The organism is Caldalkalibacillus mannanilyticus JCM 10596 (genome assembly GCF_000615945.1).
GTDB lineage: Bacteria > Bacillota > Bacilli > Caldalkalibacillales > JCM-10596 > Bacillus_AT > Bacillus_AT mannanilyticus.
This window is the reverse complement of the sequence record NZ_BAMO01000001.1, coordinates 124,018-141,952: the sequence shown is the minus strand read 5'-3', so window position 1 is coordinate 141,952 and position 17,935 is coordinate 124,018. Positions and strand designations below refer to the sequence as shown.

Here is a 17,935-nt window from a genome sequence, read left to right as displayed (position 1 = left end):
CATCAAAAGCGATTTAGTTGTTTTCTAGGGGCTGAAAATCAATGCCTTGATTATTTAAGTAATCCGTCTAGAACCCCATCCAATATTAAGTTATAAAGAACAAGTCCTTTGCCTGCTTTACTATCATTTAGGTCTCCTAGCAAATATACATTCCCATTCTGGACTGCTTTAGAGTTTTTCCAAAAAGGATTTTGTTGCATCTCCTTAATCACATCTTGATTTTCTTTTTTGGCTGTATCAAATAAGAAAATATGATCCGCTTCAAATTCTGATATTTTTTCTAACGAAATAGGTAGCTCTACTTCATTCGTTGGAGTAATGGATGGAGCTTTTAAGCCTAAGCCATTATATGCAATCTTACCTACATGACTTTTTGTACCAAATAACCGCGATTCTTTGTGATGAACCCTCATAAATAGGACTGTTTCATTTTTGATTTTTCCTGCTAAAGCTGCTTTAGCCCGATTAACACGTTGATCAAATTCTTTTAGCTTGGCGTTAGCCACGTCTTCTTTACTAACCACATGAGCTACATACTTATAGATTCCTCTCCAATCTGCCTCCATATCTTGAAGCAATACAGTAGGCGCAATTTTACTTAATGCTGCGTATGCCTTAGAATTATGCTTCTCCACACCAAGAATCAAGTCAGGCTTCAAGCTTAGGATCATCTCAATATCAGGAGACTGAAAATGTCCAATATAGGTGGTTCCCGACAGCCTTCTATCTAACCAACCAACTTCTTTTCCAGAGGCTCCATTGATCGTTCCAACTGGAACAATACCTAAAGAGAGTAGATGATCTGTATACTGCGCTGAGAGAGAGATAATCCTAGTAGGATTCGTCGGTACTTCAAGATTTCCCATAGCATGCTTTACTGTTTTTGTAGTTGGTTGATTCGCCGATTTTTCAGGTTGTGGAGTCGTTACATTTTTAGGCTGTGATGAGTTTTTTGTCGTTTTTGTTGAGTTTGTTGAATTTGTTGGTTTTGAAGCATTGCCTTCCTTGGCAGCCTTTTCTTTTGCTTGCACACCTTCTGTTTTATCTCCTGCTTCTGCGTTTGTTTCCTTTTCTTCTTCTTTCGGGTCTATATCCGTTTCAGGGGTTTCTGGTCCTGTTATGACTAATGTTTCTTCCGTTGTAGTATCAAGAGATACCTCCTCTTCTTCAGATGGGGAATTCTCCTCCATTTGAGTTTCTATTTTAGTGCTTTCTTGAAGATCATTTCCTACTGGTCTTTGCCCGCATGCAACAAGTACCATCATTAAGAATATAAAGAGAATCCATACGTTTTTTTTCATGCTTTTGCCTCCATTTGTTTACAAATTTCATTTAAGATACGCGAGTAGTGAGGTACACTTTTGCCCTCATTCCCATCCTTCAGACTCCCCAAATACAAGACCTGTTTCTTTTTCACGCAAGATAAGTCTTGGAACTCTTGCCTTTTTGTCATATCACCTAATATCCTTTGTGCCTTTTCTCCTGTTGTGTTAAAAATCCATAGATAATCTGGATCTAGTTGAGAGAGTTGCTCAAGCCTATGTGGAAACATAAATTTATGACCAAAATATTTGGATTCAATGAACAATTCCTGAGCCTTCTTCATTCCTAAATGTTCATAAATCAGCTTACCTAGGTGACTATCGTAGTGATAAACTTGAAAACCCTCCGTTTTCCAAACATTGACCATTAAGATGGTTTGATTGCCAAAAAACGAAAAATACTTTTCTTTCAATGACGTTAGGTTTTGTTCAAAATCAGCTAACTTTTGTTCAGCCATCTCTCTTTTATCTAAAATATCCGCTAAGAAAAAAAGGATTTTTTTCCAATCGACACTTAAATCCTTCACAATGATAGTTGGAGCGATTCCTTCTAACTCCTTATAAAAAGGCAGATGTTTTTTAGCCTCACCTAGAATTAAATCAGGTTCAAGCTCTCTTATTTTATCTAGTCCAGGTGATTTGCTCTTTCCGACACTTTGTACTACATGCTTGATCGGATCTACGCACGGATCAAACTTGGTACCGAGTTCATCTTCGCTAACAACTCCAACGGGAACCACTTCTAAAGTGAGTAAGTAATCCACGAAATGAGGGGTTAATGCAACAATTCGCCTTGGTCTAGACGAGGTGATTCTATCAAGTTGTTTAGCGATGACTCTAACATTAACTTTAGACAATTCTTTGCACCTCTTTGCTATTTTGTAAAATAGTTTCGATTAACTGAGTAAGAATCAGATTATAAAGGATTAAACCTTTGCCTTCCACTCCGTCTTTTAAGCCTATAAAGGAATGAATACGAGGAGCATAGTCCCCTTTTTCTTCATCTATAAAATCTGTCAAATTGACCCTTTTATCTAGAGTATCTTCAGTTAAGATAAAAAAATCATCTATAGCTGAATGAAGAACCTCATTGATTCCCATTGTAATTAAAGGCTTGTTGGTTCCTTTAAATATACTAATACCTTCTACAGGCAATCCGAGATCTTTATAGAGTAGCTTGCCGAGATGACTATGTGGTGTATAAATTCGATAAATATTATTTTTCCACATATTAGATAGTACAATGTTTTTTCCAGGAAGATTCTTCAATTGATTCCTATACCCTTCTATCTTCAAATAGAATTCTTTCAACTGACTATTAGCTAGTAGTTGACGGTCAAATAGAGAAGCAAGGAACATCAGAACAGACTTCCAATCAACGGTTAGATCCTTAAAGAGAATAGTTGGAGCAATAGCAGAAAGTGAATCTATAAAACACAAGTGCTTCTTTGCCTCACCTATAATAATGTCTGGCTGTAAATCATTGATTTTTCCTATGTTGGGATGTCTAGCTCTTCCCAGTCCTATACTTTGTGGCAAATAGGGGCGTAGATATTTTTGAAATTCAACCTCATTATCATCAACTGTAACCGTTCCAACAGGTTGTATATTGAGTGAGATTAAATGATCCGTGATATGTGGCATTAGGCTTATTATTCTAGACTTTCCGGTAAATGAGCCAAGGTTAGCATGAAGTGAATAGTATTCTATTTGCATGTAGCCCCCCTACATATTAATAATAATCATTCTCATTCACTTATCATAATGGGTAACTATTTGAAAAGTGTGAGCAATTTGTTAGGAAAATGTGAGATTTTCAAAAAAAAAAAGAAAACCTCACTACGTGAAGTTTTTAGACACCCAAAGCTTTGGCTTAGGTAACTTTATTAACAAAGTACAACCTGATCCACAGATGGATGGATGAGAAATCATAATTTGACCCCCATGATATTGGACAATTTCTTTTGTAATAAAAAGACCCAAGCCTGAGCTTGAATCCTTCTCTCTCTTTCTGCTGAAGTCGCCCTTGTATAATCTTTCGAATACATAAGGTTCATCTTCCTCGGAAATTCCCACTCCATTATCAGCTAAAAAAAAGTGAATATGATGTTCAGACTCTTCAACAATGAGCTTAAAAGTAGGGTTCTTAGCTCGAATAAATTTGATAGAATTGCTAAGAATGTTAAAAAAAGCTTGATACATACGATTTACATCTAACAATAACTCATAGTCGTACTTTAGGTGGTTAATCATTTCATAACTCGCTCCCTTAGACTGACATATGAGTTCAAAGTTAGAGGAAATTTGTTTCAAAAAATCAGATAAACTTACTGCTTTTAATTTACCCGTTAAATGCAAAGCATCTAAAGAAACATCTAATTCATCTACTAGGTCTGTTATTCTATCAATCTGTTTAATAGATAGCTGCAATGTCTTTTCGTCAGCTTCTAACAAACCATCCATCATCGCCTCCATTTGCCCTCTAAGTGTACTTAAGGGAGTTTTTATTTCATGGCTTAGATCTTCAACCATTTGCTGTTTAATCTTCTTTTCATACAGCAATTCTTGTTCAACCCTTTGCATGTTATGGTCAAAGAACTGTTGTATATGTATCACTAGATAAACCGAAAAAGCTAAAAATAAAATGCCCCCTATAAGATACGTATAAACATGAGGATAGAAATAACAACTTAATAGGAGGACAACTAAGGAAAGAAATTGAAATATGAAAATGAAGTAAAGTTTTTCAACCTCATTATGTCTATTATTTTTCACAATTCTGTTCCTCCCCTCCTTGAAATTGATAGCCCATTCCCCATAATGTCTTAATATATTTCGGTTTTTTAGGATCCTTTTCTATTTTTTTACGTAAGTTTGTAATATGAAAATCAATCGCCCTCTCTGTCAGATGCAAGTGATCGATCCCCCTTAGCCTTAACATCAATTCTTCTCGACTAAATACCTTCCCTTGTTGTTTCAAGAATGTATCCATTATAGTGTACTCAGTACTCGTTAATTCTACTTCATTTCCTAAGTGATATAATTTTTTCTTATCAGAATCTATCCATAACGCTGGTTTAGGAGAGAACGATTCATCATAGTTTCCCCATCTCCTAAGCAATGTTTTAACTCTCACTACTAATTCATTCATACTAAATGGTTTACATAAATAATCATCTGCTCCGATTTCTAGCCCGCTAATCCGATCATTCACATTATTTTTAGCTGAAACCATTAAGATAGGAATAAAGCATTGATTATAACGCAAATGCTTACATAATCCTAAACCATCTATTCCTGGCAGCATCACGTCCATAATAATCAGGCTGGGAGTCAATTGTTCACAAAACTTCTGTCCGGTAATTCCGTCTTCAGCCCAAAATACTTTGTATCCATCCTTCTCTAAATACATGGTCATAATCTGTGTTAATTGTTCATCATCATCAATAATTAATATGCTTTCCACCAGATCACTCCCTAGTAAATTAGATCTCAATTGAAAATGATTATCAATTACTATTATATTCTCTCCTTTCTTTATGTCAAATAATATTTTTTTCGTTCTATATAAAAAACTCCTAGTAAGATGTAGACTCAAATAGAATCTACCTTCCTCACTAGGAGTTATTTCATTAAACCTTCTTATCTAATCTCAATCGTATGCGTCGTCGTAGCCGTTTCTCCAGCTCTATTGGTTACTGTGAGAGTAACGGTATACGTTCCCGCTTGCTTATACTTGTGTTTAACCTTCGCTTTCGACGCTGTTGTTCCATCGCCGAAATCCCATTCATATGAACGAATCTTTCCGTTGTTATCACTTGAACGAGAAGCATCAAAGGAAATGTTTTTATTCTTATTTCCTGAGTCAGGAGCGACGATCACAGCCGTCGGTCCTTCTTCAATTGGATCTGGATCTGGATTACTTGATCCCCCAGTTGAAATATACAATTTACCAGCGGCTAATGCCTCTGCTCCATTTCCAGCTTCATCCCAAGCACGTACGACAACAATGGCTCCAGATACGTTGAGGTTTGCAGGAGTCGTCCAGCTTCCTTCATAGAATCCAGGAGCGGTTTCAGTCATGACGATTTCATTCGCTCTACCTCCACTCATCATAAGTGGTACTTCTACTCTAAATGCTGCTCCTAATCCTTCTGCTGCTTCGAAGGAAACATGAACTGTTTCTCCTGACGTAATATGCACATCCTCAGCAGGCGTTACATTGCTAATCACAAGCTCTCCTAGAACAACTTCGATTGTTCTTGTTACTGTCGTTTCGTTACCTGCCAAGTCAGTAGCTACTACTGTAATGACATTCTCACCAGCATTGACAAGCATGCGATAGCTAAATGAGCCATCTTCATTCACTTGCACATCGTTTCCATTCACCGTTAAAGCATCGAAATGAGCATCTGAAACGGAACCATTTACATGTAATACTTCTTGGTTCTGCTTCTGTCCATCCACTGGTGAAGTAACCTCTAAATCTGGAGCTGCCTGATCTAGCGTCACACGAATTGGCTCTGAGCGATCGGTAAGCTTACCATCTACAACTGCCTCTGTAGATAATAAATTTTCACCATCGTGTAGAGTCGTTTCAATAGAGAATTGACCTTCTTCTACAATTCCAGATCCAACTTCTTCATCTCCATTGTATAGTTTGACAGTAGCTCCATTTGCACTAGAGATTCCTGTTACAGTAATTGCTTCACTATTTGTAAAGGAATCGTTTGAAGGTGAGGTAATTGCTGGAGCTCCTACCGGATATTGAACAAGGGCACGAATCATATAGTTTCCTTGCTCCTCTGGAGTTGGATTCCAAGCTCCTCCAACTAGCTGCCATCCACGCATTGCATTTGGACTGCTTTCGTCTGTTGCTAAACCAGGTGCATTTGGATTTGGTGATGCTTGAATATAGACAATGTAGAAGTCTCCCTCTACCATAACACTCTCAGGGAAGCTTACTTCCGTCCATTGACCGTCACGTAGAGCCGTTCCATCAAATGGTCCTGCAAGAACGCGACCTGGTGCACCATTTGGTCCACTTGCATCATATACAGCATATTTGAAAGCAGTTCCTCCAGGGGTTGGCCATGAAGTGTCCCAGAAACGGAATTTCGCTCCAATGACTTGAGCGGCTCCATTTTCTGGAGTCATTCTGACAGCCCAACCATTGCCAGCATCGTAGAATGCTCTTGCGTTTTCAGGCTCTCCATCATCATAGGCAATCTCTCCTGCATAACCTATAAATGGTTTTAACCCAACATTCGCCGTCACTGTTTGGTTTCCTGGAACTTCCACAGTTACTTCGTTATTATAGTAATCAGCTGCTGTCACCACGAGTGTATAAGTTCCTTCTAATACATCAAGTGTAAAGGAACCATTTTCATCCGTAACTACAGGACTAATGCGAGAATCTTCTCTCACTAGAATTGTTGCATTAGCAATAGGCTCTCCTGATCTCTCATCAGAAATGATACCCGTTACAGTACCAAATGGAATAGCTTGTAAAGCAAAGTTGACAACCGCATTCTCCCCATCCGAGATGGATACAGATTTCTCACTTGGATAATATCCATAGGCTTCTGCACGAAGAGTGAAGTCTCCAGCTGCATGCACCAAATGGTATCTTCCGTTGCTTGCATCTGTTTTGGTTGAGCGTCCTGTTTCAAGAACTGTTACCGTAGCATGTGCTGGTAAAGCTTGAGGTGTCGCTCCTTCTACTTTTGCCTCTACTGCTTTTACAATCGTTTCTACCTTTTCAGCTTTTTCCTTTTTGCTGAAATCATATTGAGGCTCATCATACACAGGTTTCTTTTTCACTGCAAAATCTGGTGTAAGATAAGGGAATAATGGTTTTGCTTTCTGATCCTTTTCTTTTTCTTTATCTTTTGAATCGATTGCTTTTAGGAATTCATCTGCATTCTTCTTATCGGTTCCTGCATCGCCTTGAATAGAAAGAATTCTAAAGTTATCAATATACCAACCTTTTTTAACAACTGAATTATCAGAAGTTAAACGGTAGCGTACTTGAACGGTTTCTCCTACATATTCATTGAGATTAATAGACACTTCTGCCCACTCTCTACCCTCAGTAGAATGATTGTAGTCAGCAAGCTGGATCCAATTCTGACCATTATCTGTACTTACTTCAACATAACCATGATCCCATCTTGTTTCAATCTCATACCAATGATAGAAGCTTAGAATCGCGTTATCTACAGACGTTAAGTCAATTGCAGGAGATACTAGACTAGCATTCGTATTGTTTTGATAGTCTCCACTTAAATTCGTAGCCCAGACTTTTTCACCAGAAACAGCATTTGCTGGTCCTGCTGTTGGAACACCTCTTTGCCACGGATCATTGGCACCGCTATGAGTCCATCCGTTATCATCTTCTCCTTCGAAATCATCGCTAAAGATCACAACTGGAGGAGTAATCGTTACAGATGCTTCATTGGAAGGAGCACTTTCATTACCACTGTAATCTACTGCTTTAACAACATAGTAGAATGTGGAAGCAAAAGGCGTATCTCCATCTGTGTAGGATGGTGTAGTAGATGTACCAACTTTTTCATAGTTTACACCTGATTCAGTAGAACGATAGACATAGTATTTAGCAAGATCTTCATCCGCTACAGGCTCCCAAGATAGATTCACATTCCCGATTGAATCAGCCTCAGCCTGTAAGTTTGCTGGTGCTGCTGGAGGAACATTATCAATTTCTTGCAGCTGAATATCATCTAAGTACCAGCCTGCTCTATTTACACTTCCATCAGAGTACATATTAAATAGAAGATGGACTTGCTCTCCGGCAAATTCTCTTAAATCAATAAAGGTTGTTTGCCATCCATCACTAGTGCCAGTAAAACGTGTAACCTCTCTTAATTGAAAATCAGTAGATTCTGCTGCCACAAAAACAGCACCATAATCATAGTTGTTCTCAAAATCATACCAATGCTTGAAGCTTAGTAATGCACCATCCTCCTCAGCTTTTAAATCCAAAGGTGGTAGCTTCATATAAGCATTCGAGCCATTAGGATACAGCCCGCTTAAATTCGTAGCCATGACTTTCTCACCGGAATAAGCCCCGTTAGGTCCGCTAGTTGGTACTCCCCACTCCCACGAATTGTTTTGTCCGCCTGTTTCAATACCCATGATATTCGTTTCGAAATCTTGGAAGTATCCAGGTGTAATTCCATCAGAAACATCAATTCTATAGGTATTTGTTTTAAACCCATTATTGCCGTAATCATTGACACGTAGATAGTACTCTACTCCACTGGAGCTAACTAAGAATCTCGGAATATCTCCTTGGTAGGTACCTGCTTTGTAGTCCCCTGCTGTGCGATCCATTGGGATAAATGTCCAATGAGCAGATCCTACTGTACGAGCAAATGCTTCCACAGTAACAACACCTACATTATCAGATACTTGTGCTGTTAGTGGAATATCGCTTCCTGAAAAAGCATTCGTTACAGGAGTGTGATCCAATACTGGTGGATCAAAATCATCTCCTTCTGTTGTTACTCGACCAGACACACTTCCTAAACCACTTAGGATTGACATCACGGCATCATAGCAGTTGATGAGACCATGACCAAAGCCATTGTTAGGTACTTCTGGGTATTCACTATTTGTCAAAGGAATCGCTGTGGATTCAATAATTTCTTCTAATTGATCAACCGTTAACGAAGAGTTAACCTGTAACAATAAAGCAACTAAACCAGATACGTGTGGTCCAGACATGGAGGTACCATTCCAACCACCTTCATAGCCACCGCCCGGAACAGAAGAACGAATATTGACTCCAGGAGCAGATACTTGAGGCTTGATTTCTCCATAAGGGGAAGGACCTCTAAGAGAAAATCCAGCTAGATTATTATTGATATCTGTTGCCCCTACAGCAAAAGATTCTGGATAGTTCGCAGGAGTTGCTACAGAACCAGGTCCTCCTGGATTGGTTGCTCTTGTGTTACCTGCCGAGAACTCAGGGAAGATTTCCGCTGCTCTCCAAGCTTGAACAATAGGACGGAACCATTCATTAATTCCAGGACCGCCACCCCAAGAGTTGGTCACCACATCGGGTGCTAATTCAGGGTGAAGATTTCCTTCACTGTCTACTGGTGCAAGAATCCACTGACCACCTCGTAAAATAATTTGGTCTGTGGTAGACGGGTTAAAGATACGTACCGCGATCCATTGTGCACCTGGTGCGACACCAACCACATTGGTTCCATTTTCTTCAGATCCAACAGATGTACCCATAACATGCGTTCCATGTCCATCTGTGTCTGTAGGAAGTGAAGCACCGCTATGAGCATCATACCAGTGAAGCTCAGGGTTTGCGATGTTTCCATTGGCATCGTATCCGCGCCATTTACGCTGTAGAGCTGGATGTGTTAGCTCTACACCACTATCCAAATTAGCAATGACAATCCCAGATCCATCAATGCCCATTTCCCATACTTGTGGAGCATTTACTTGTTCAATGTTCCACTCAATATTAGAAGGAGCATTTTCTTTTCCTGCTTGAAGCGAGATCTGCTCTGGAGAGCGCTCTACTTTATCTAAGAAATGCTCTTTATTTGGTAGAATCTTTTCTACTTCATAATGATAGGCTAGCTTCTCCATTACTTCTTGTGTACTTGTAATGGCTAATGCATTGACAATAAAGAAGCTTTCGTACTCTTTTACTTCCCCTTTTTCTTTCATTTCGTCAAGATATTGAATAATGCTAGCTTGAGAAATACTAGACGTTTCTCGAAGGGAGCTTACAACTGTATTTCGTACAGACATTTTTGATACAGCTGGTGTTTCATTTCTAGCAACAGAAACCTTCATTGCTTGTGCAGACACTTGCTCAACATCCACTTGCTCTTTCATCCGAATAAGATACGTGACATACTCTTCTTTATCAAATTCCTTGGATAATTGTGGACTAATTTTCGCCGTAGCTACTTGTGGAGATACGCTGTTCATATCAACACTTGCAGATTTTCTTTCTGCTGCAAACCCCAGCCCCGTTGAAAACATGGATAGGATTAAAAGAATGACTAGATTGATAGCAAACAATCTCCTACTTTTTTTACTATAATTCACTACACAACCGCTCCTTTTTAGGTAGATTTAGTAAAAAAACTAAAAAAGCCTATACCCTCCCTCCTTTTGTTAGACTTATGTAATATTAGGAAAGCTAACATTATTTTACTCTAAATATCATCAAAAGTATGTAATATCTTAGCAAATAATTTTGTAATATTTTTCAACTATTCTACATATTCTATCAAATTTAAGTTAGAACTTTATTCCTAAGAACACATCTTCAGAACTATCAAAATAGAAAATAATGAAAAATAAATCTAAATTTTTTAGATTATTATAACGAAATATGTCAAAATGTTTTTCGTTTTTCCTGCCCTATTCGACAGTATTCTCCCCCGTTTTTTAGGTGTATTTCGACATTTGATTCTTTTTACCTACTACTTTACTTTTATTAAATATTCCATTTTAGTTAAATTAGACTAAAAAAAGGAACATACCCCCTACTTTATAGGAGATATGTTCCTCTTTCTCTATTCAAATGATTGATTTCGTTCCTCTTTCTAGCCAATCATCTATTTGTGTAGCTGTAAAATCGATCTCTGTATTTTTTGGATAGGCAAGAGTGTAGGCAAATCCATGCAGCACATAGGAAACAGCCTTGTATTGACCAAAATTGGTATAGAAGCTCTTATAGGTATGGGCACCCTCTTTTTCTATCTTAGATAGTTCATAGACTGCTAAGGGCGTCATAAGCCCTGTTTTTAAGATTTTTGAAATGGCTTCTTTTACTGTCCATAGGACCGTCATTTTTTCTATATCCGTTCCATCTGTAACCTTGATCATTTGTTTTTCTGATTCTGTCAGCTGCTCTGCTAAAACGTCTTTTTTCTCCTCATCAACCTCTTCGATATCAATCCCCATTGGATGTTCCTCAGGAAAAGCAATGGCTACACCATAATCTTCAGAATGAGCAATACTCACTTGTACATTTTGAAGCACAGGACTGGTGATAATCGGTTGTGTAAAAATTCCTGATTGAATGTGAATACTCGAAAGGTCTTTTCTTTCAGCGAGTTCCCCAATCGCTTTCTTCGCTGCTAATCGCCCCAGAAGATAGCTTTTCTTTCTTCTTTCATGCTTTAAGGTTTGGAAATACTCCAATTCTGTGGGATGTAAAAAGAGCTCGGGCAGGAGAGCTCCTGAATGATTTGGACAATGGATGAAGCATAGAATCGCCTTCCTTAGACGATCAGCTCGATGTAGGATAATGGGTTTCAACAAATAATGGTATTCTTTCATTGGACTCTATTCCTCTATCTCTCATTTTTTACTATAGTTAGCTGTAGTATATCTTATTTTGGAGGTAAATCATAGAGTCCTAGTAGAGAGCCTATTATAGTCTTGGATCAATCCCTTTTTCTTTTCCAACTTCAAATAACATATTGGCAACAACCTGCTTATACGCTCTATTCTCTGGGCTGATCTCCTCTAATTTATGAGAAAGCATGCTCTTTCCAAGCTGATATTCCTTGATCGATGTTCTTAGCTTCTGCTTCGTATTTTTCTGCTTAACAAGCTTCGCATACTTATGCGGAAAACGATAATCATAGCCATAAACAATGGTTAAATATTCAGGATTTCGCACTTTGAGATAAGGTGCCACATCCTCGGTGATGATCTCTGGCTTAATCACCACTCCCTCCATTTTTTTCAGCGTAGTTAATGTATGGAAGAACTCATAAGCTTGCTCCAGATCCTCCTCTGCATATAAGTTAATTTTTCTGTATTCGTCATCTGAGATCATCTGGAATATTTCAGAGGTTGGTTGATTCGGAATTTCTTCAGAACCATCTATTTTTATTATTTTTAGAATCGAGAAAGGCTTAAATTGCAACGAATCCTCAGCACCATAAAGCTCAATTTGTTCTTTGTAGCTCTGGTACGCTTGCAGATGCTTCTCTAAGGGGACTAATCTGTTTTTGATCGTTGAAAGAGCTTTATAGGATTGATAAGTCGCATCTCCATACTGTTTACTCAGCTCTTTTTTGGAAATCTTGCTTTGATCCTGCTCAAATCCACTTTCTTTATAGGTTTGCTGCATGCGAGCGAGATGCTCATCGAATTTATGCTGCTGTAAAAAAGCCAGCTCTCTTTCCAGAGCCTGATCAATGATTCCAAATTGCCTATCGATTAACCCCTCGCCTAGAGCTCTCCAGGGTAAAAGCTCTCCGTCTAATACTAAGGTCTTAATCCCTTCCGCTTCCATATACTCCTTATGCTTTTGCCACTCTTGTTCATAGATTTCTGTTAAATCAAGCTGTTTAATTTTATAACCGTTTCGACTCACTGCATAACAATTCTCGATTTCACGATCAAGATAGAGATTACATCTAGACCCCATATACTTGGGCTGCAAGACAACTTCCTTGACCCCATGATTTTTATAGTATAAAAGACCTTGCTTCAAGGATTCTAGCTCATGACTTTCTACATCTTTGTCTGCGGGAGCCATCGTTCCAGAAATAAAATTAATTTTGTTTTTCAAAACATAGTTCAATCTTTTTTTATCGCTTTCCTCTAGATCAGCAATAGATACTGAAGAATCCACTCTCTTGAAAAGAACAGGCAATTCTTCTAGCACAAGTGCTCCTTTTCGGGCTTTCTGCTGTTTAAAATAAGGCTTCCAAGAATCTAGTGCCACAGAAGTAAAAACATTTCCATGAACACAGCCTGTATCTAGATTGATTTTATTTTTCAAACGTCATTTTTTCTTTCACGGCAACATGCCCAAATAGATGAAAGGGGTGATTTCCAACCGCCTCTTTTTCCAAAAAGGCAAGCTGTTCCTCAAAGGACTTGGTGCGATCTAAGGAAAATCTTCTTTGTTTCTTCAATGAATTTCTATCTATTTTCCCTACATATTTATTTTTACAAGGCGCATGAGTCACATAAAAGGAGGTAGAGTGCAGCCCCACAAATCGGTAAAAGTCTTTAGTTAACCCAACGAGTTCTAAAAAGGTCTGGCGAAGCTCCTCGTCCTTTTCTAGTAATGGAATGGAATCAAAATAATTCTTTACAAGCTCCTGATCCATGCTTTTCACATCGATTTGACCTGTTACATACTTTTGCACAAAGTTTTCATGATTTCCTTTTACGAGATAAAACCAAGCCTTATTCCTATGAAGAAATTGAATGATTTCTCTTGTTCCTTTTCCTTTATCAATCCAATCTCCAACTAAAACAATTCGATAGTCCTGCATCTCTTCCGGTGCAGAGATGATTTGGTTCTCAATCGTGAAACCATACGCTCGAAGAAGGTATTGCAGTTCTTCTACTTGCTCGTGAACATCTCCGACAACAATATATTTGTATCCTTGCGGCAATAAATGTGCAAGATACTCTTCCATGTTTTCAATGACCACTTCATATTCAGGATTCGGCTGGTGTGTCATCGGATCCATAAAATTTTTCTCTCGGATTTTATGAATATTGGCTAGATTTAGTGCAGAGAGCTGTTTTAATACCTCTCTCTTTAATCTTGTAATATGCTGAGTAATAAGACGCTTGGAGCTTCCGACAGAGTAGAAATCCTCTCTGTTTTTATAATCAAACACAATGGCTTCCAAGTGATAATTGTTCTGCTTGGCTATGCTTGCTACTTGATTACGAAATTCCTCAGATAAGCCTGTTGTATCGATAATGACAAATTCCGCATTGATCGGGAAAGAAGTGACTGCTTTTAATTTTTCAAAGAGCAAGTGAAAAGCTTGCTCACTGCTTTCTAGCATGATTTTTCCATGCTTATGATACTCAAATCCTAAAATATCTTGCCTAATCTCATCTGAAGAAATATATTGTACATTCGTTCTAAATCCTTTTTCTTGATCCTCCTTGATCAGTTGAGGGATTAATACTTTATTGGCAAACGTAGATTTCCCGCACTCTGTTGGACCGATCAACATTATAATCGTATGCATTTTTGTTTTTATTTGCATGTTGCATCCCCTTCCCTTGATCTAATAACGACTCCTTGGGTTGTCGAAATCCCATTGACACAATCTCCTATTCCAACAAACTCTAAGTCTACTTCATCATCACAAAACATTCCCTCTATCCACGTTCTAAATTCCTTCTCCCCCATTTCCCATTTGTGATCCTCATGTCTAAATTCTTCTAAGGCATAGAAGGGATTAAAATCTCGGTTAGGTGTCGTGATGACAAAGGTATGAAAAGAAATGTGCTCACAAATCGTTCGGATGAATTGCTCTGCTTCCGTCAGACTCATATGTTCAATAACTTCTGTTAAGAGAACATCAACTAGGTCTTTGTTATACTCCTCTAAAAAGCTTTCTAGTGATAGAAACGTATAGACATGATCGAGCTCGTTCTTTTCTAATTTCCAATGCAGTTTTTCTATCTTTTCTTCATCAATATCAATGGCATAATAATCCTTGTTCTCTACTTTTTTGGCTAATGGAAGAGCATAAAACCCTTCTCCGCATCCAATATCAACAATGGATTTATTTAAAGGAAGCCAGCCCATAATGGCTGCTCTTCTCTGTTGACTTGTATTGCCATAAGCAAATTGAATGGTATAGCGGTCTGTTTTTTCTATTTCGTCTTTGAAGGTATAGAAAAGATGTTTACTCGTCAGCACATTTCTTGTAAACAAATAACGAATATAGAACGGGGCATCGACGACATTGATATTTTGGATATATTTAGCGACTAAGCTCTCAGTTACATCAACATACTCCTTGCCTATAATCGAAAGGAATAAACTGATTAGATTCGCCATGTTTAGCAGATCATGCAGTGACTTTTGAGTCTTTATTTTTAAAGAATAGCTTTTGTAGGCGATTGATTCTAATTCAAATTCATAGTCCTGAACGTGCTGGATAAAGAAATCCACATATCTTGGGTATTCAATATGAACCAGATGAATCACAAATTGGTGCTGGTAGCCTGCAATATCTTTTTCATGCTGTAGCTTTAATGGAGAAATAAAAAACTCCGAGATGGCATTTAAGGCAAAGAGCGGTGTATTGTATCTCGACACATTTAAGTATTCAAAATTCTCTTCCTTATTCTGCTTATATGAAATTTCATTATCTGCATCTTTAAAATACACATTGTAGATCTGTTCTTCTGAATACCATCCAAACGCTGTTCCCTGTCTGATTGTTCTCAACATCATCCCAGTGGCAGGATTCTTACGAATGATATAGGAAAACTCAGGGTTGGTGGAGGTTAATTGTACGATAGCCATAAGTTTCACTCCTTCTTTTGCTTCCTCTATTTTTCACTATTTTTCCTTCTACGAACATGGTGAAAGTATTACAATTTCTAAAAATGACTAACATCAGACATTTCTTCATGCACTTCATAGGGTGAAATTTTTTCAGAGTCTTACCGAGGGGTAGAACGTGCTAAAATAGAGAGAAAACAAATAATGATGGAGATGGCTAAAGATGGCTAGAGAGAGCTTTGATAAAGAGTTGCAATTCTTACGCATGATGCTCTTAACAACAGGAGCTTATAATCGAACGCAATTTGCAGAACGATTGGGAATGTCCGTTCATACATTTGATAAAACACTAAAGAAAATGAAAGATCTGCTTTTTTCCCTTACAGAAGAGCTCCAAGAGGACAAACGCGATATCTATCGTCCCTTTCGTTATCATGATTTGGATCATTCTGATCACCTCTTTACCTTTCTTTTTCGGGCAAAGTCACTGAAGGAAACTGAGGTGACCAGACTTAGCAGTATCTTACACTTTCTTGCGGAAAAAGAATGTTCCCTTAAAGAGCTACAGGACTGCTTACAGGAGCATGAAGAGAATCTCAATCAGCCCGATGAAAAAACCCTTCGTCAGGACCTCAAATATCTGGAAGAGCTCACTGTGATCAAGCGTACCAATCATAGTCGTCCTTATATGTATCGCTTAGATTTAGATCTGCTTCATTCCCTGAACAATGATGAGATCAGACAGCTCTATGACTTTGTCGATATCATGGCACATACACGTATCCCCTCTGTTCAGGGCTATATGCTGCGCGATACGTTAAAGAGAATCCTAAGGAAATCATGGAACGAAGAACAGCTGCAAGCTTTTTCTTATAAGTACCATTACGTGTCGAGGATTTTAGATGAGTATCACTTATATGCGATTTGCGAAGCCTATCAAAAAAGAAAGAGTCTTACTTTTATCTATTACTCTCCGAAAAGAAAAATAGTGTTTTCGGCGAAAAATACAAACCCTCTCTATGAAAAAGAGTTTTCGGGATCAAAACAACATGTTCTCCCTTTAAAAGTCATCTATGATCATCAATATGGACGCTGGTATCTTGTTGCTCAGGACATGAATAACCTCAAATTGGTCAAATACAGAATGGAAGGGATCACTGAATTAGAAGAAAATGTTTCTGTGGAAGAGTCCACCCTGTGCACCGCTCAAGAACAGGCTGAAAAATGGCTAGAGAGAAGTTGGGTCATCGATACAGGAAGAGGAGTTCTGGTGAGATTGAAGTTTTTTGATCCTGTTGATACCACCAATCCATTCATTCGCCAACGAGTTGAACTGCAAGGGCAATGGGGAATGATCGTTGAAGAGCAGGAAGACGGGTTTATTTTTGAAATCATGGTCAATTCAACAATAGAAATAAAACCTTGGGTCCGAAGCTTTGGCTCAAGCTGTGAGGTCTTAGAACCTCGTTATTTTAGAGAGGAATGTAAAAAAGAATGGGAGGTGATTCGAAGCTACTATGAATCTATTTGAAAAAATCCATAACTATCAGATTTTATCTAGGCTTGAAAAATCTAATACCTATCTTTTGACTTCCTTAGAAAAATCTTGGCTAAAAACAATGCTCAACCATCCTGATGCACCTTATTTTTTTAGTCAGGACACCCTAGAGAAACTGAGGGTGTATCTCGATCCCTACGAAAAGCTTCCTCTGGATGAATTGTTTCTCGAAAAAGCAAAAAGCAAGGAAGAGAACCGACATCATCCTTTCCTTTCTCCATTACGAGAAATCATTCTGAAGAAAAACTTCGTACGTCTTACTACTAGGACAAGAACGGATCGGATCTTTAGGGAACAAATAGGTGCTCCATACAAATTAGAGTATTCCCTAACCAAGAAGCAATGGTATTTACTATGGTTACACCCAAAAAGAAAATCTGTCATCTCGACTCCTTTACGACTCATCCAGCTAGCAGAAGAAGTAGAATCGTCTGATGAGGAATACGATCTTATGATCCAGCTTTGCTACACAGAGTGGAATCGAGAAAACAAACAGCAAACATTCTCATTCCTCCAGAATATAATCAAGAGCTCTCACGCATTCTCTACGCTTTCTCTTGCTTTGAGAGAGATCTGACATACAGGGAGGAAACGGGTACCTATCTCCTCACATTAACCTATCTCGTGGATGAAAGTGAGTATGTCCTTTCTAAAATTCGCTTTCTAGGACAACGAGTCAGGGTTATCGAGAATGAATATCTCATCGGGCGCATGAGAGAATCGAGTCAGAAAGCATTAGAGCGTTATCAATAGGAGCCTGCC

Annotated in this window: 12 protein-coding genes; 2 read left to right on the top strand and 10 right to left on the bottom strand. The window is 38.4% G+C overall.

Features of this window, described 5'->3' with window-relative positions:
- Positions 1 to 50: 50 nt before the first annotated feature.
- The 10 genes from JCM10596_RS00675 to JCM10596_RS00635 all read right to left on the bottom strand — a co-directional run bounded on the left by JCM10596_RS00675 (position 51) and on the right by JCM10596_RS00635 (position 15,636).
- Entirely contained in the window at positions 51 to 1,301 is a 1,251-nt protein-coding gene (locus tag JCM10596_RS00675; RefSeq protein ID WP_025025497.1) for an ABC transporter substrate-binding protein, read from the bottom strand.
- Positions 1,298 to 2,179 carry an ABC transporter substrate-binding protein gene (locus tag JCM10596_RS00670; RefSeq protein ID WP_025025496.1) on the bottom strand — a complete coding sequence of 294 codons (882 nt, stop codon included), beginning with the start codon at positions 2,177 to 2,179 and terminating at the stop codon, positions 1,298 to 1,300. Before JCM10596_RS00670 ends, JCM10596_RS00675 begins: the two co-directional genes overlap by 4 nt.
- Positions 2,172 to 3,038 carry a TroA family protein gene (locus tag JCM10596_RS00665; protein WP_025025495.1) on the bottom strand — a complete coding sequence of 289 codons (867 nt, stop codon included), beginning with the start codon at positions 3,036 to 3,038 and terminating at the stop codon, positions 2,172 to 2,174. The genes JCM10596_RS00670 and JCM10596_RS00665 overlap by 8 nt, the downstream gene beginning before the upstream one ends.
- Positions 3,039 to 3,161: 123 nt before the next feature.
- Positions 3,162 to 4,097 (bottom strand): sensor histidine kinase, encoded by a 936-nt coding sequence (locus tag JCM10596_RS00660; RefSeq protein WP_025025494.1) that lies wholly within the window; start codon positions 4,095 to 4,097, stop codon positions 3,162 to 3,164.
- On the bottom strand, positions 4,087 to 4,788 hold the full coding sequence (locus JCM10596_RS00655) for a response regulator transcription factor (RefSeq protein ID WP_025025493.1): 702 nt from the start codon (positions 4,786 to 4,788) through the stop codon (positions 4,087 to 4,089). The genes JCM10596_RS00660 and JCM10596_RS00655 overlap by 11 nt, the downstream gene beginning before the upstream one ends.
- Before the next feature lie 176 nt (positions 4,789 to 4,964).
- Positions 4,965 to 10,424: a S8 family serine peptidase gene (locus tag JCM10596_RS31000; protein ID WP_034680172.1), complete on the bottom strand. Its 5,460-nt coding sequence runs from the start codon at positions 10,422 to 10,424 to the stop codon at positions 4,965 to 4,967.
- Positions 10,425 to 10,901: 477 nt separating this feature from the next.
- Positions 10,902 to 11,666 (bottom strand): 4'-phosphopantetheinyl transferase family protein, encoded by a 765-nt coding sequence (locus tag JCM10596_RS00645; RefSeq protein WP_025025491.1) that lies wholly within the window; start codon positions 11,664 to 11,666, stop codon positions 10,902 to 10,904.
- Positions 11,667 to 11,760: 94 nt separating this feature from the next.
- On the bottom strand, positions 11,761 to 13,125 hold the full coding sequence (locus JCM10596_RS31070) for a DNA ligase-like domain-containing protein (RefSeq protein ID WP_369345577.1): 1,365 nt from the start codon (positions 13,123 to 13,125) through the stop codon (positions 11,761 to 11,763).
- A complete protein-coding gene (locus tag JCM10596_RS31065; protein ID WP_369345576.1) occupies positions 13,115 to 14,362 on the bottom strand; it encodes a metallophosphoesterase in 1,248 nt (415 codons plus the stop codon). Before JCM10596_RS31065 ends, JCM10596_RS31070 begins: the two co-directional genes overlap by 11 nt.
- Positions 14,353 to 15,636 carry a class I SAM-dependent methyltransferase gene (locus tag JCM10596_RS00635; RefSeq protein WP_025025490.1) on the bottom strand — a complete coding sequence of 428 codons (1,284 nt, stop codon included), beginning with the start codon at positions 15,634 to 15,636 and terminating at the stop codon, positions 14,353 to 14,355. Before JCM10596_RS00635 ends, JCM10596_RS31065 begins: the two co-directional genes overlap by 10 nt.
- Positions 15,637 to 15,838: 202 nt before the next feature.
- Between JCM10596_RS00635 and JCM10596_RS00630 the strand changes: the two genes are divergently transcribed.
- Both JCM10596_RS00630 and JCM10596_RS23060 read left to right on the top strand, forming a co-directional pair.
- Complete coding sequence (locus tag JCM10596_RS00630; protein WP_025025489.1) at positions 15,839 to 17,146, top strand: helix-turn-helix transcriptional regulator; 1,308 nt, start codon at positions 15,839 to 15,841, stop codon at positions 17,144 to 17,146.
- Positions 17,133 to 17,750 carry a hypothetical protein gene (locus JCM10596_RS23060; protein ID WP_051541103.1) on the top strand — a complete coding sequence of 206 codons (618 nt, stop codon included), beginning with the start codon at positions 17,133 to 17,135 and terminating at the stop codon, positions 17,748 to 17,750. The genes JCM10596_RS00630 and JCM10596_RS23060 overlap by 14 nt, the downstream gene beginning before the upstream one ends.
- The last annotated feature ends 185 nt before the right edge of the window (positions 17,751 to 17,935 follow it).